The 12,241-nt window shown below is 58.1% G+C and carries 21 protein-coding genes; 7 read left to right on the top strand and 14 right to left on the bottom strand.

Annotation, left to right across the window (positions count from 1 at the left end):
- Positions 1-49: 49 nt before the first annotated feature.
- Entirely contained in the window at positions 50-307 is a 258-nt protein-coding gene (locus LB553_RS01300; RefSeq protein ID WP_126061040.1) for a GlsB/YeaQ/YmgE family stress response membrane protein, read from the bottom strand.
- Between the two features lie 131 nt (positions 308-438).
- Here LB553_RS01300 and LB553_RS01295 point away from each other — a divergent pair, with 131 nt between their 5' ends.
- From LB553_RS01295 to LB553_RS01280, 4 genes are all read left to right on the top strand, one after another.
- Positions 439-894, top strand: coding sequence for a YidB family protein (locus LB553_RS01295; RefSeq protein WP_224509778.1), 456 nt, complete (start codon positions 439-441; stop codon positions 892-894).
- Between the two features lie 168 nt (positions 895-1,062).
- Entirely contained in the window at positions 1,063-1,632 is a 570-nt protein-coding gene (locus LB553_RS01290; RefSeq protein WP_224509774.1) for a GIY-YIG nuclease family protein, read from the top strand.
- Between the two features lie 33 nt (positions 1,633-1,665).
- Positions 1,666-1,881 (top strand): hypothetical protein, encoded by a 216-nt coding sequence (locus LB553_RS01285; RefSeq protein ID WP_224509771.1) that lies wholly within the window; start codon positions 1,666-1,668, stop codon positions 1,879-1,881.
- On the top strand, positions 1,871-2,413 hold the full coding sequence (locus LB553_RS01280) for a hypothetical protein (RefSeq protein ID WP_224509768.1): 543 nt from the start codon (positions 1,871-1,873) through the stop codon (positions 2,411-2,413). Before LB553_RS01285 ends, LB553_RS01280 begins: the two co-directional genes overlap by 11 nt.
- Before the next feature lie 697 nt (positions 2,414-3,110).
- Here LB553_RS01280 and LB553_RS01275 read toward each other — a convergent pair.
- Positions 3,111-3,995 (bottom strand): RNA ligase family protein, encoded by an 885-nt coding sequence (locus LB553_RS01275; RefSeq protein WP_224509765.1) that lies wholly within the window; start codon positions 3,993-3,995, stop codon positions 3,111-3,113.
- Positions 3,996-4,081: 86 nt separating this feature from the next.
- On the opposite strand from LB553_RS01275, the gene LB553_RS01270 reads away from it, so the two are divergent.
- A complete protein-coding gene (locus LB553_RS01270) occupies positions 4,082-4,264 on the top strand; it encodes a hypothetical protein (RefSeq protein ID WP_224509762.1) in 183 nt (60 codons plus the stop codon).
- Between the two features lie 367 nt (positions 4,265-4,631).
- Here LB553_RS01270 and LB553_RS01265 read toward each other — a convergent pair whose 3' ends face one another.
- From LB553_RS01265 to LB553_RS01225, 9 genes are all read right to left on the bottom strand, one after another.
- On the bottom strand, positions 4,632-4,805 hold the full coding sequence (locus LB553_RS01265) for a hypothetical protein (protein ID WP_224509760.1): 174 nt from the start codon (positions 4,803-4,805) through the stop codon (positions 4,632-4,634).
- Entirely contained in the window at positions 4,802-5,701 is a 900-nt protein-coding gene (locus LB553_RS01260) for a hypothetical protein (RefSeq protein WP_224509757.1), read from the bottom strand. Before LB553_RS01260 ends, LB553_RS01265 begins: the two co-directional genes overlap by 4 nt.
- A gap of 45 nt (positions 5,702-5,746) precedes the next feature.
- Positions 5,747-6,505: a S1 family peptidase gene (locus LB553_RS01255; RefSeq protein WP_224509754.1), complete on the bottom strand. Its 759-nt coding sequence runs from the start codon at positions 6,503-6,505 to the stop codon at positions 5,747-5,749.
- Positions 6,506-6,599: 94 nt separating this feature from the next.
- A complete protein-coding gene (locus tag LB553_RS01250; protein ID WP_224509750.1) occupies positions 6,600-6,770 on the bottom strand; it encodes a hypothetical protein in 171 nt (56 codons plus the stop codon).
- Entirely contained in the window at positions 6,767-7,030 is a 264-nt protein-coding gene (locus LB553_RS01245) for a dehydrogenase (RefSeq protein WP_224509746.1), read from the bottom strand. Before LB553_RS01245 ends, LB553_RS01250 begins: the two co-directional genes overlap by 4 nt.
- The gene (locus tag LB553_RS01240) at positions 7,027-7,419 is read right to left on the bottom strand and encodes a hypothetical protein (RefSeq protein ID WP_224509743.1); all 393 of its coding nucleotides are present in this window, start codon (positions 7,417-7,419) and stop codon (positions 7,027-7,029) included. The genes LB553_RS01245 and LB553_RS01240 overlap by 4 nt, the downstream gene beginning before the upstream one ends.
- The gene (locus LB553_RS01235; protein ID WP_224509738.1) at positions 7,416-7,607 is read right to left on the bottom strand and encodes a hypothetical protein; all 192 of its coding nucleotides are present in this window, start codon (positions 7,605-7,607) and stop codon (positions 7,416-7,418) included. The genes LB553_RS01240 and LB553_RS01235 overlap by 4 nt, the downstream gene beginning before the upstream one ends.
- Positions 7,608-7,698: 91 nt before the next feature.
- Positions 7,699-8,172 (bottom strand): lysozyme, encoded by a 474-nt coding sequence (locus tag LB553_RS01230; RefSeq protein ID WP_224509736.1) that lies wholly within the window; start codon positions 8,170-8,172, stop codon positions 7,699-7,701.
- Positions 8,169-8,390 carry a hypothetical protein gene (locus LB553_RS01225; RefSeq protein ID WP_224509733.1) on the bottom strand — a complete coding sequence of 74 codons (222 nt, stop codon included), beginning with the start codon at positions 8,388-8,390 and terminating at the stop codon, positions 8,169-8,171. The genes LB553_RS01230 and LB553_RS01225 overlap by 4 nt, the downstream gene beginning before the upstream one ends.
- A 261-nt stretch (positions 8,391-8,651) precedes the next feature.
- Here LB553_RS01225 and LB553_RS01220 point away from each other — a divergent pair, with 261 nt between their 5' ends.
- Both LB553_RS01220 and LB553_RS01215 read left to right on the top strand, forming a co-directional pair.
- Positions 8,652-9,074, top strand: coding sequence for a helix-turn-helix domain-containing protein (locus LB553_RS01220; protein ID WP_224509729.1), 423 nt, complete (start codon positions 8,652-8,654; stop codon positions 9,072-9,074).
- 320 nt (positions 9,075-9,394) lie between these two features.
- Entirely contained in the window at positions 9,395-9,625 is a 231-nt protein-coding gene (locus LB553_RS01215) for a Flp family type IVb pilin (protein WP_224509726.1), read from the top strand.
- Positions 9,626-9,751: 126 nt separating this feature from the next.
- On the opposite strand, the gene LB553_RS01210 is transcribed toward LB553_RS01215, so the two are convergent.
- Genes LB553_RS01210 through LB553_RS01200 form a run of 3 tightly spaced genes read right to left on the bottom strand, consistent with a single transcriptional unit; the run spans position 9,752 to position 12,234 of the window.
- Complete coding sequence (locus LB553_RS01210) at positions 9,752-11,065, bottom strand: hypothetical protein (RefSeq protein ID WP_224509723.1); 1,314 nt, start codon at positions 11,063-11,065, stop codon at positions 9,752-9,754.
- 3 nt (positions 11,066-11,068) lie between these two features.
- A complete protein-coding gene (locus LB553_RS01205; protein WP_224509720.1) occupies positions 11,069-11,467 on the bottom strand; it encodes a putative Ig domain-containing protein in 399 nt (132 codons plus the stop codon).
- A complete protein-coding gene (locus LB553_RS01200) occupies positions 11,467-12,234 on the bottom strand; it encodes a hypothetical protein (RefSeq protein WP_224509716.1) in 768 nt (255 codons plus the stop codon). The genes LB553_RS01205 and LB553_RS01200 overlap by 1 nt, the downstream gene beginning before the upstream one ends.
- Positions 12,235-12,241 lie beyond the last annotated feature (7 nt).

The following is a 12,241-nucleotide window of genomic DNA, read 5'->3' as shown; positions in this document are numbered from 1 at the left end:
GACCCGACCGGGTCGACCTCCAGCGGCCTACTGGCTGATCCCTGGCCTTCTACAGCGTGCGCTTGCCGGAAATCTGGTGATAGGCCCAAAGCACGACGATCGAGCCGATCACGGCCACGATCAGGCTCCAGATGTTGAGACCCGTGACACCCGCCGAGCCGAAGGCGCTGAAGATCAACCCGCCGACGATGGCGCCGACAATGCCGAGCACGATATCCATGATCATGCCCTGGCCTGTCTTGTTGACGATCTTGCTGCCGATGAACCCGGCGATAAGGCCGAGAATGATCCAACTGATGATGCCCATAATTCCCTCCAAAATTCCCCCGCCGCCCCAATCATGTTCATATGATTGTCAAAAGCTCAAGTCAGCTTGAAATTCCGTCCGTTTGCGCCATTCTGGGGCCGGGCGGACTTGGCTGGATAAGGAGATCCATTATGGGCCTTTTCGACAATGCCGTTCCGGGCGGCAACATCACCAAACCCCTGATGATCGCGCTCGGCGCGCTTCTGGTCGGCAAGATGCTGAGCGGCAGAAGCGAAGAGGCGGCCGCGCCGCAAGCGCCGGCGCCGACGCCTGCGGGAACCGACGCGTCCGCCGATGGCGGCCTGCTCGGCGGTCTCGGCGGCCTGCTCGACAAGCTCAAGAACGCTGGCCACGGCAATGTCGCCGACTCCTGGGTCGGCACCGGCCAGAACCAACCGATCAACCCGGGTGATCTCGGCTCGGCGCTCGGGCCCTCGGTGATCCGCGAGATCGCGCAGCGCGCCGGGATGAACGAGCAGGAATTGCTGCAGCAGCTCTCCACGGCGCTGCCCGGCATCGTCGACAAGCTGACGCCGAACGGCCAGATCCCGCAGCACCATCAGGTTGCTTCGGCCTTCAACAGCTAACAGGCTAGATGAAATGAAGACGCTGCGCCTCTCGGCGCGCGGCGTTTTCTTTGGGGCATGCGAGGAGGAAATCTGGAGCGGGTAGCGGGAATCGAACCCGCATATTCAGCTTGGAAGGCTGTAAAACTTCAACGCTTTCAATGGCTTTAGCTGCAAAACTGGGCTATATTGGACCTGAAATTATCCATTGAAACCAATGGGCCTGTAAAACTGATGACCAGCTATTTTGAGCAGCGAATTAAGGAAGTCCGGGCCGGTGCCAACCTTCGCGAACTGGCCGCCACCCGACGCAAATACGTCACCCGGGAAACGACCCGGCACGGAAAGACGGTCTACTACTTTAGGCGAACGAAGACCGGGCCACGCCTCCGGCTTCCCGATCCTGATAAGGTCGATCCGTCGGTCTTCAACATCGCATATGAGGCTGCGCTGAAGGGTCGGCGCACATCGGAGCCGAAGTCACCTGCCCCGCTGCGCGAAATGAGCGGCGAGGCGGGCAGTCCTGGCTATGTGTATTTCCTCCGCATGGGCAACAGCCTGAAGATCGGGTTCTCGCGCAAGGTAGGGCAGCGCCTCCGATCAATCCAGACTGCGTGTCCTGAGCCCGCCGAGATTATCAAGATCATCCCGGGAACCGATCAGACCGAAAGGTACTTCCACGCGCATTTTGCCGCGCACAGGCTGTCCGGCGAATGGTTCAGACTTGACGGCGATCTCGCGGCCTTCGTGGCTCGCTAACCCGCCTCAAAAGCCTCAACAAGGAAGAGAGAGATGAGCGAGATCGACAAACTGCTAGCCGAGGCAAAAGAGCGGATTGCCCGCATGACACCAGAGCAGCGCGAGGAAATGTTCGCGGCTCAGCGCCGGTCATGGGTGCGCGGGATGACGGCGCGTTGCGAACACGGCTGGGCTGACTTCGAACAATGCCCCGATTGTCGCGGCTGGCGATCTCCCCAATCATCACAGGAGCTAGACCATGGCGAGTGAGATGCCGGAAGACATCCGAACCGCAGCGCGGCAATTCGCCAGCGATTTTGACCAATGGCTGAAAGCCGGCAACTCGTTTGGCCATCTGTCAGAGCATGCGGTTGATGGGCTGGCGGATACTATCGCCCAAGCCCTCCTGTCAAACGAACTAGACCCAGAAATAGGCTTCCCCTCTGATGAACTTCTGAGGCGCGTCCATCTCGATGTTGAAACCAGAGGCCGCAAAAACCCAGAGTTTGCAGTAAGCGTTCACCATCGCAACATCGTTCTGTCGGCCGTCGCGCACGCCCTCCGAAAGCGTGATTGCTCTTGGGGGGAATGGCGTGAAGCATGCGGGTGGCCGCGGGGGAGCGAAGATTGCGAATGCTACCGCCCCGGCGACTGTGACGGCTCATGCACTCATCCGCCGTCACGCTGCGAAACGAACCTCGTTGGTGGTATGGGCGAATGCCTCTCATGCGGCGCGGCTCAAGGCGAGCACTGCAAAGGCGAGCACTGCAAAGGCGAGCACTGCAAAGGCGAGATCAGGTGATGAAGCGTACATATTGCCAATGCAAGAACACGAAAACCAGCGATCCATGCATCGTGTGCGGCCATCCGAAATTCATCAGCCGCGAGTGGCTGCGGCGCAAGCTTGAGGAAGATGGCGAAGAGGGTGAGATCGGAGCTGGCTTCGAGCTATTCCCGCTCCCGGAGCCGCCGGTCCGGTAATAGGAGTGGGGGATGTGACCTATTCGCCCCCGCTCCTGGCATATGGTGATTTCAAATCCGGCTTCCGGCTATTATCCACATGAATGGTGATGCCGACGTTCCTGGAGCCGCAGAGGCTACATCGAAGCAATGGCACCAGATCACCATGCATCGCGCCGTGGTCGGGCCCGAGCTTGTCGCGGAGAGCATGCAGGTCGAGTTCCCGGCCGGGAGAGTAGCATGTGGGGTTGTTGCACCACGCGCATATTCTCTCGCCGCGGTCTATGCGCTCTTGGATGGTGCTCATGGAGCCGAGTGTAGCAGATGGCTCTTGAAAAGAGGCGGCAGAAGTGCGATTCTAAGATGTATGCTAGTGATCGCGAGGCTCTACCGCCTCTCATTCGGTTGCTGATCATCTCAGGGCCGCCTCTCCGCTGCAAACGGTTTGGCGGCCTTTCACTTTCTCCTGCGCGAACTTTGAAGAACATGACTGCTCAGCGGCGAGCATGTCGAAAAAGCTTTCAACGGTTTGGGGTATATCATTCCTCCCGAAAGTCCTGCATTGTCGCATGGCGAAGCTTGTGCTCGCCGCGAAGGAATCTGACCCGGCCCGTGATGCCGGGCTTCACCCATTCGATGTCAGGGCCTCTGGCGACAGTAGGGACACCATTCCGTGGCTTCACGGCTCTGCCCTGCTCCACCCGCTTCCAAAGCCGCTCCCTAATGCCCGCAGGAAGCGTGACGGCCGCGCCACCGGCATACTTGCCATCTTTCGCCATCAAGGCCACCACAGGCTTGCCCGGCTCCCGCTTGATGCCCAGCAGCTCGAAGTCCCCAACCTCCCAGCACTTCGTCTTGACCCAGGCGTCCATCTTGCCGGAACGGTATAGACTCTCCCGACGCTTCGACACCATACCCTCAAGGCCCATCTTCTCAACTGCCTTGAAGAACTCTGCACCGCCACCCTCAACATGGTCCGAATATTGGATGATGCCCTTGGCTGGCTTGATGAGATTCCAGAGCTTTGCCTTGCGCTCGATAAGGGGTGTTGCGCGCAAATCCTCGCCATCAAGATAGAGGATGTCAAACGCCACGAACGCGAGCAGCTCGGCGTTCCATGTCATGCGGGAATGCATCTCGTGGAAGTTCGGCCGCCCGTCCGGTTCCGGCGCGATCATCTCGCCATCGAGAATGACGGATTTTGCGGGGAGATTTTCCGCCGCCTGGACGATCGGCCAATAGCGCTTGGACCAGTCATGGCCGTTCCTGGAGAATGCTCTGGCACCGGCCCAGTCCAGGATAACCTGCGTTCTGAACCCGTCATATTTGATCTCGTGCAGCCAGTCGTCGCTTATTGGTGGCTCTTCCACCTGGATGGGTTCCAGCGGCTTGATGAACCTAAGCCGGGGTTTCTCGTTACGCATTCAACACATACCTTACAACCGGGACTCAAGTTGGATGAGCCATATCGGTTCCAGGCATTTTAGCGAAATTTGATGGACGAGTGGTTATGAAGCTTTTGGAACTGCCCACGATCGGCAAGACGGGCAAACGTCACGGTGAGGAGCCCGTGAGCGAGATAGGTCACTTCATGGTCTGCCCTGTCTGCGGGCAAGCGTTCGATCGACGCGACTTAGGCCAAGTGCTGTACCACGCCGAGCCTTTGCATGAGCCCTTGGAAATCGATGCCTGATGAAGGTTGGTCCTTCGCTCATCCGGGGAGGATAGCAAGGGGCTGGGAGGGAAGGAAGATGCGAGGCGGCATTCGCGCCGCCTAAGCTGTGCCTGCACCGGCTACTACCACCTGCTTGGCTCAGCAAATTGAAGAACCGCGCTACCCGTGCGAGGGTCTACGTCGCACCGCAGACAGACCGAAGCCTCTCGCGCTAAGTCCCACTGATTTCTATAGCAAAATCAGGCGGATTCGTCTAGGATAATACGATGGCTTTGTTGCAATTTTCGCACCGCCTCTTTACGGAAATAGAGCTGCACGCCGTGATCGGCGCAACTCCACAGACCGGTAGCGTCGGCTTTGTGGAATAGCTCTCGCGCTAGCTCGTCTACCTCATCCGCTCCCGCTCCCATCTCAGGCTGCTCGCCGCTTGCGTCAGAAACTCCACCACATCCACAAAGCTCAGGTCGCATATCTTCAGTCCGTTGTGCAGGAGTTCATAGCTCGGGGTCTTTCCGTCCGGGCCCAGATCAACGCGGATACGAAGCTTGCTGTTGCTCATAGAACACCTGTCCACCGGCCATGCTCATTGAGCGACATGGCAATAGGCACGACCCGCCCGTGCATCAGGACCACGGTCCCAAGCTTTTCGGTGCCTTTGGAATACGAGAAGAACGGATGGCGAGGGTCCACCAGGCATCCCGTGAAGGCGCCCCAATAGAACTTCTCGCCGATCTTGATGTCAGGGGTGGCGACACCGATCCGTGAATGGAAGTGGCCGATGAGGAGGGAGAGATGCCGGCCATGTTCGGCGGGGATTTCCTCAACGATAACCCGCTTGAGCCCAGCGGTGTCACGGTGGCCGTGGCGGATGAGAATATCGCCCATGCGGATGGAGGTGTGCCAGCTCCAGCCAATTGGCGCATCAAGGAGGTCTTCCACCGGCCGCAGAAATGCCGCCGGCAATCGGCCACGTGTGCGAGCTTTGGCGATGCGCCCCTCAACGTGATTTGAGATGCATGAGACGCCTTCGGGAAACGCCGCATAGAAGGCCCGCATGAATGATTGGGCAGCGCCCCATTCGCTGTGGGGCTGGTCCGCCTCCGGTATCTTGGCGAAATCGGAGAGCCAATTCAGATCCACCTCATCACCGATGCAGACGATGTTGGTTGGCTTGAACTTGTCCCGGATAGCGCAGAGGAACGCCAACGCGTCGGGGTGATGTGCTGGCGCCTGGAGGTCGGGGACGATGAGGGTGGTCGCCTCGGGGATGGTTCTGGAGGTGTAGCCGCCGCGATCTGGATTGAAGGTGGCGGCTTGAATGAAGTTGCCCTTGACGAGGCGTTCATGGACGGCAGAGTATTGGACTTTCAATCGCCGTGCCGTTTCACGGATATTGCCGGTCTGGTCCCAATGGAATTTCAGATCGGCATCGGAGAACTTTGGCGGAGCCGCCATCCTTCATCTCCTGGTTTTGTTGCGGAGAATTGAGGGATTGCGGCCCTACTTGGCGGCCTCCGTTGGCGGGATAACGATGTCGGGAGCCGCTACCTTCAGATAGGCGTAGATGTCGGAAATTTGTGTGTAAAGCCCGAAGTAGGGGAAACCGCGCATGCCGGCGGTGGTGACGCCCAACAACTCGTAATCGCCGGCCTCATTCTTGTGGTACATCCCGCCGCCCGAGGAACCAGGCGCGATGTCGGTCGTAACCCTGTAGTAGACGCGGCCAGGCTTGTCGTAGTCGTTCGTCTCCTTGGAAATGAACATGCCCTTGGTGATGGTCAGGGCTGCGCCCAACGGGTAGCCGGCCGTCCACGTATCCTCGCCCATAAGCAAGGTAGGATTCTCCGGCGCCAGCTTCGCCACATTGGGGAAAAAAGTCTGCTTGTCCTTCAGCCTCCAAAGCGACAGATCGGCGTTGAAGTAGATGCCTTGCACGCGGCCGACATATGCGTCTTTCTTGACGATTTCGTTGGCCTGGTAAACCGGCACCTCGATGCGCTGGTCTGCATCCTTGTCGATGGCGCAATGGCCGGCCGATAGGATGAGCGTGGTGACTTCGCCGCTCACCTTGTCGCGGTTGGAATAGATGATGGTGCCGCTGCAATTGCCGTTAAGCTGGACGGTGACGCCAAGGACTTCCTTCTGGAGTTTTTCCAGTTCGGCTTTATCGGCAGCATGAGCGATGCCAATAGCAGAGAACAGAACGGCGCAAACCAAGGCGGCCAGCCAAAGGGCCGGCTTCAGGACAAAGCGGTTCATGGGATTTAGCCTTTGAGGGAGAGGAGGATGGTGACAGTCAGGCAGGCAAGGAACGCAAGAACGAGGACGCCAAGAACAAAGCGGGCTTGCGGTGTCATTGGTCGCGCCCGGTGACCTTCCAGATGATCTGGATGATGAGCCACCCCAGACCCGCGATAGGCAGGAGAAGAGCCGCCGTCTGCGAAACGTCGGCGAGCGATGGGAGCCACAATTGGGAGAATACTGAAGCGACGGCGACGCTGTTGGTAACCCTATCGATGGTCATTTACTGTCCTCCAGAACGGAGGCTGCCTTTGCCAGCGCTCCGTGGCGCCTAGCGCATGTTGCAAGTGAGGTTCGATCCTTGGCCCAGAGTCGGGCCACGTCGGCTTCCGTCAAATCCCGCTCGGGGATGGTGACGACGCCAGGGCAGGCTTGCTTGAGCGATTGCGGAATCTTGGCGGTGACAGGCGGCAGAACCGAATGCCGGTCGAGCGACGCGCAGCCGCCGAGAGCGAGCACAGTGCAGAGGAGCAGCGTTCTCATGGGCGCCCCGTCGCATTGATGGCCTTCGCGATGTTCTTTGATATCGCTGGCTTCTGGTCTGCGTTATCGGCTTTCAATGCCTCCTCGAGATCGGCATGCGTCTGAGCCAGCAGCCGTTCCAGTTCGAGGTTTTCAGCCTCAATTTCGTTGAGCTTGCGCTGATCAGCGGCGTTCTTCGCGTCGCGCCTGGCTTGATCTTCTTCGCGCTGCGCAACCCATGCGGCGCGCTCGTGGGCTGAGCCATCGCTGTACCCAGAATTGTAGAGGTGGCTGCTCCAGAGCCAATAACCACCAACCGCAAGAGCTGCGATGACGGCGTAGGTAATGAGCGACGAGAGCAGCGAACCAAGCCCGGTTCGCAAGGCAATTTGTCCGATGAGCCAGGTCACAGCGCGCCCCCGGCCAAAGCGGCAAACAAAGCCGCCAAGGAATAGGAAAGAACGGCGCCCCCGAATTCGGGCATGGCTGTTTTCCATACTGAATTGTTTCGACGGATGGCGATTTGTGTGGCAGACGCGAGCATCCCATGACCAGCAATGAGGAACAGGAGCGCCGGAATAAGAAGGAGCAATCTCATTTCGGCATCCCCCGCACATAGCCGGACAGAACCTTAATGACGATGGCTGCACCGAAAACACCGCCAGCCATGAGGAGAGCGAACCAGATGCTCATTGGAGGCCCCGCAGACACAGCTCGCGCTCCTTGGCGCGGCGCTTGGTGAGGCCGGGAAGTGTGACAAGGACGCCAGCAGCGCGGGCCTTATTAAAAGCGAGGATGGAATCGCAGGCCGCGCGAATGTTGCCGGCATTGGCGTTCCTCGCCACCGATGACTTGCAGAATGTGCCTGTTCCGATGTTGTATGACAGTGACAGGAACGCCGCATAAGCGTTGTCTGGGATCGTATCAGGGCTGGCGAGGCACTTGCGCATGCCCGTCTCGAATTCAGCAAGCCGGGAGATGAGCATGTCCTTGCATTCGGCTGGCGTCTTGTGATCTCCCATCTTCACGCCGCGAGTTTCGCCGAAACAGATCGTCGGGATGCCCACGGGATCGCGGTAGGCATAGGTGCGCAGGCCCTCGAAACCGGAGACAAGTGCGACGACAGACGCGGCCAAGGCCCCGCCTTTCTTAATGCGGCTCATTGATCGTCTCCTGAAATCTTCTTCTGCGGGATGAGGCGCGCCAGCGGTACTGCTGTTGCTAAAAGGCCGTTAACGAAAGCCAGCCAGATAGGCGGCATAGGCATACGGTCGGTGAGGATGGCGACAGTGACGTAGACGCCATTGAGCAGAGCGATGCCAATGGCTATCCGAACAGTCCAAGCGTGACGTAAAACGACACGCCAGTTGGTCACTAGCATGTTGTAAATCCTGCGATTTTTGTGGTACAAATAGCGAACGCGTCGCGGGGATTGCAGCCCGGCGACGCGCTCTAACCAAGCCCAACCTTACAGGAGGTCGAGATGGCTAATTCACGTGTATGTTCAGTGTCCGGTTGCGGCAAGCCGCATCTCGCGCTCGGTTGGTGCCAAATGCACTATACCCGAATGCGCAAAACTGGCGGCCTGCGACCTAGCCGAACAGAACGAGGAGCGCCCTTACGGTTCCTGCATGAAGTGGTATTGACCTATGAAGGCGACGAGTGCCTCTTCTGGCCATATGCCAAAAGCCGCGGCTACGGCTCGCTCCAATTGGATGGAAAACGGACTATCGTTTCCCGTTTCGCCTGCGAGCACAAAAACGGGCCGCCACCAACAGCCAAACATGAAGCCGCTCATTCCTGCGGCAACGGGCACCTCGGTTGCGTGAGCAAGAACCATTTGAGTTGGAAGACGCATGTCGAAAACATGCACGATAAGTTTTCGCATTGGACCGACACGCGTGGGGCACGAAACTGGTCGGCGAAGTTGACGAAAGAAGAAGTTACGTTCCTTCGGTCGATGAAGGGTAAACTCTCTCAGAGCGCTTTGAGTAGGATGCTCGGCATCCACCAATCGGGGATTAGCCGAATTCAGAGCGGCAAGGGTTGGTCCTCGTTGGATTGATCAGGCGCATGGGCAATTGTTCCGTGATCGCGGTAGTTGAATGTTAAGCGATGGCTAAATAACGGGGTATATCTGCCACTTACAGGACGCTGAGCGCGGGCATACCACTTTTGACTATGGTAAAGAGGCTGAATTCCCGAATGTATGCAGCCACTTAGCTGGAACGACTTAGGCGCGCCAAGCAACCAAAGGTTAACCGTTCGTTAAAGGATAGTTGACTCCAGCCGGATGACGGGAACAGGATCACCTTCGGGACCGGGGGATGAGCTATCTTTCAGGAGCACCTCTGTCCGGGTATTTGGGTAAACAGGGGATTCCACATGAAGAAGCTTTTGAACGTCGCGAAGGCCTTCCGGGCTGACGAAAACGGTGCCGCCATGGTCGAGTATTCGATCCTCATCGGCATCATCACCGCTGCCGTCATCACGTTCATCATCGCGGTCGGAGTCTATGTCACCAATGCATGGAGCACGCTATGCACGAATCTGGGCGCCGACACGGTGAACGGTGCCGGCCTTAACTGCACTGGCGCTGCGGCCGGCGGCGCATGATATCATGAGCAGTTTGCGCGCCCTGAACCAGCGCGCATTCGATAGATGGTTTGGGCTGACTTGGAGGTTACCCCTGGCCAGACTATCGGCGGGAGGGGTCGGCGCTTCATCGCGCCGGCCCCTTTCTCATGAAAGCGTGATCTTTGGATCGATGTAGAACGTCGCCGACGCCTTCGCCGCGCACACCCGCACGAAAATCCATCCCTTCTGCTGCGGTGTGAACGTAGCCGCAAGCTTGAACGCTGATGTTGAGCCGCCCCACGTCGATGAGCTGGTGGTAACTGCCGCAGCCGCGGCAAGCGTGTCGGCCGGACATGTCCTGACGAAGGAGCTTTTCGGGGATGAGGCCGATCCCAGATATTCGACCTCGATCCAAATCTCGTCGTTGTTCGGCAGGGAGGCGGCAATGCCCTCGATAGTCGCCGTGATGCTCGAGCCTGTTGTATCGTTCCAGATGGCGATGGGAGCGCTTTCGTAGGGGAAGTGCCGGCCGGAGTTTGCGGTAGTGATTATCTTCCAGGCAAGTGGCGTCGTGCCATCAGTGGCGCCACCGGTTCTGACAATGGTCGTTTCTTCCTTGGTAGACCCGTCATAGGTAATCCGGCCTTGTTTGTAATTGGTGCCGCCGGAATCCGCACGGATATAATCGACCTTGTATGTCCCGCGCGCTGTAGGCGCTGCTCCTATCGTAGCTGAAGCATTGATCTTGCAATCGCGCATTATGTAGCGGAGCGCTGCAGAATTGGCCCCCCCACCGAATATCGTTCCCGTGATTGCACTGAGGTCAACGCCGGCGACATCAGCTTCCCCGCCTCCGTTGCTGACGTTGGTGAACAGGGTGGTCGGGAATGTACCCCCCGCCAGCGCGCTGGCCGTGTCGCGCCAAACGAAAGCGGCAGCAATGACGACGGATTGTGCAGTAGAGCCGAATTGCAGCTGCGTGTTTTCAAGGGCTATGAAGCAACCTCTTGTTGACGTGCCCCCAACATTGATAACGCTACCCGTGGATGTCGAATTAAGTTTCAATAGGCAATTTTTGAACTTCAGTGATACCGATATATTGTTTGTAGCAATATCAATTCTGGTGGCTAGGTTCGACGATCCGGCCGAGAATGTAATGCCCTCGTATTCCGTGTCACTCGACACGCCGCCGAATGTAATGACAGTTGATCCGGTGACAGACACGGTGGCCGTTGTCCTAAGATCTGCCGAGACCGGAGGCACAGAACCGGAATGGTTGACGCAGATGACCCTGACGCCCGTTCCGGGAGAAGTGAGTGTCATCGAACTTGCCTGCGTCTCGGCATGTTCTTCCGAGACATAGATCGTATCACCCGCAGCAGAAGCAGTCAGCGCGGCAGCAAGGGTCAGATAGGCATTTGCCCAATCTGCACCAGTCGCAGCACCGCCGGCACCAGAGCGCACATAGCGAAGCGTCATTGATTATGCCTCGTTGATATAGGAGCCAGGAAGCGCCGACTGCCTCGGGCCGTCGCTGTTGGCGAACACGCCAGGTATGGCTGATTGGATGGTGTCCAGAGCTTCAGAGACAGTGATTGTGAAGGTAGAAAGGTCTTTGGTCGTGCCGGCATGGTCAGTGACCCTGACAGATAGACCCGAATACACGCCCGCGAGCGTTGGAGTTCCAGAGACGAAGCCGCTTGATGAATTGATGCTCAATCCTGCTGGCCAGCTTCCAACCAAAGAATACGTATAAGGTGGCGATCCACCCGCAGCACGCGCGGTGAAACTTCCATAGGGGGAATCTTCGGTGGCCGAGAGGGTTGGAGAGCCTGAAATCGATAGCGCGCCACCGAAGAGGGCTCCTGTCGAAAGAAGCATCAGGCGGTGCCCTTCAGGGTTGCGGCAATATTGGCTATCGATGCATCAGCCGGAGAATTTGCCGGGGCGTAGAATTCCAGACGATGGCCCGCAGATATGGTCTTTGCAGTTCCGCTTGCGGTCGTGAATGTGAAGGCGCCACCGGTGGATATGGAGATAGTCCCGATCGAGACTCCATTATCCTGGACATCAATGGCAAACGTCGCCGCCGGATTTGTCCCGACATGACCATAAGAGCCGGAGAAATTGGCTGACAGCGCGACATCGCGCACAACCATTAATTTCCCCAACAATTGGCCTGCCGTCGGCGTGCCCGGGAATGAAAGCGGCAGATCATAGGCTACCGGGGTAGCCGCTCCAGACGTGGCGATTGCCGCACCGAACAAACCGGACGCGGTTCCATCCGTGTAGCCGTAGAATATTTGCCCGGCCGTGACAGCGATGGATGTGGCTGTTTCGGGAGATGCGCCGTCCGTCTTCTTTAGCGTGACAGTGTATGTGGCATCGGTATTGTGAAACACGAAAGGCCGCTTCACTGCAGGCAGGATAAGGGTTCGCGCGGCGGCCAACGCTGCGCTAGGCTTGAAGACATAGGCTGAACGGTATTGCGTCGAATTCAGCGTGACGTTGCCGCCAGAGAAATCAACGCCAGAGCCATAAAGATCAGCCAACGCATTTGCCACTGCGGCATCTGCATCATTGCTCGTCTGCCATTGGCCATCGGCCTGACCATCGGCGATGGTCGGGATGTTCAAATCGTTGGCCATGTGGCCT

Origin of the sequence: Mesorhizobium sp. CA8 (genome assembly GCF_020164955.1) — a bacterium.
Classification (GTDB): Bacteria; Pseudomonadota; Alphaproteobacteria; order Rhizobiales; family Rhizobiaceae; genus Mesorhizobium.
The sequence above is the reverse complement of the archived record's forward strand: the minus strand, read 5'-3'. Positions and strand labels throughout refer to the sequence as shown.

Bases quoted from the DNA above. Each gene is read 5' to 3' on its own strand.
- LB553_RS01300 (WP_126061040.1), bottom strand. From the start codon at position 307: ATGGGCATCATCAGTTGGATCATTCTCGGCCTTATCGCCGGGTTCATC.
- LB553_RS01295 (WP_224509778.1), top strand. From the start codon at position 439: ATGGGCCTTTTCGACAATGCCGTTCCGGGCGGCAACATCACCAAACCC.
- LB553_RS01285 (WP_224509771.1), top strand. From the start codon at position 1,666: ATGAGCGAGATCGACAAACTGCTAGCCGAGGCAAAAGAGCGGATTGCC.
- LB553_RS01280 (WP_224509768.1), top strand. From the start codon at position 1,871: ATGGCGAGTGAGATGCCGGAAGACATCCGAACCGCAGCGCGGCAATTC.
- LB553_RS01275 (WP_224509765.1), bottom strand. From the start codon at position 3,995: ATGCGTAACGAGAAACCCCGGCTTAGGTTCATCAAGCCGCTGGAACCC.
- LB553_RS01270 (WP_224509762.1), top strand. From the start codon at position 4,082: ATGAAGCTTTTGGAACTGCCCACGATCGGCAAGACGGGCAAACGTCAC.
- LB553_RS01265 (WP_224509760.1), bottom strand. From the start codon at position 4,805: ATGAGCAACAGCAAGCTTCGTATCCGCGTTGATCTGGGCCCGGACGGA.
- LB553_RS01260 (WP_224509757.1), bottom strand. From the start codon at position 5,701: ATGGCGGCTCCGCCAAAGTTCTCCGATGCCGATCTGAAATTCCATTGG.
- LB553_RS01255 (WP_224509754.1), bottom strand. From the start codon at position 6,505: ATGAACCGCTTTGTCCTGAAGCCGGCCCTTTGGCTGGCCGCCTTGGTT.
- LB553_RS01250 (WP_224509750.1), bottom strand. From the start codon at position 6,770: ATGACCATCGATAGGGTTACCAACAGCGTCGCCGTCGCTTCAGTATTC.
- LB553_RS01245 (WP_224509746.1), bottom strand. From the start codon at position 7,030: ATGAGAACGCTGCTCCTCTGCACTGTGCTCGCTCTCGGCGGCTGCGCG.
- LB553_RS01235 (WP_224509738.1), bottom strand. From the start codon at position 7,607: ATGAGATTGCTCCTTCTTATTCCGGCGCTCCTGTTCCTCATTGCTGGT.
- LB553_RS01230 (WP_224509736.1), bottom strand. From the start codon at position 8,172: ATGAGCCGCATTAAGAAAGGCGGGGCCTTGGCCGCGTCTGTCGTCGCA.
- LB553_RS01225 (WP_224509733.1), bottom strand. From the start codon at position 8,390: ATGCTAGTGACCAACTGGCGTGTCGTTTTACGTCACGCTTGGACTGTT.
- LB553_RS01215 (WP_224509726.1), top strand. From the start codon at position 9,395: ATGAAGAAGCTTTTGAACGTCGCGAAGGCCTTCCGGGCTGACGAAAAC.
- LB553_RS01210 (WP_224509723.1), bottom strand. From the start codon at position 11,065: ATGACGCTTCGCTATGTGCGCTCTGGTGCCGGCGGTGCTGCGACTGGT.
- LB553_RS01205 (WP_224509720.1), bottom strand. From the start codon at position 11,467: ATGCTTCTTTCGACAGGAGCCCTCTTCGGTGGCGCGCTATCGATTTCA.
- LB553_RS01200 (WP_224509716.1), bottom strand. From the start codon at position 12,234: ATGGCCAACGATTTGAACATCCCGACCATCGCCGATGGTCAGGCCGAT.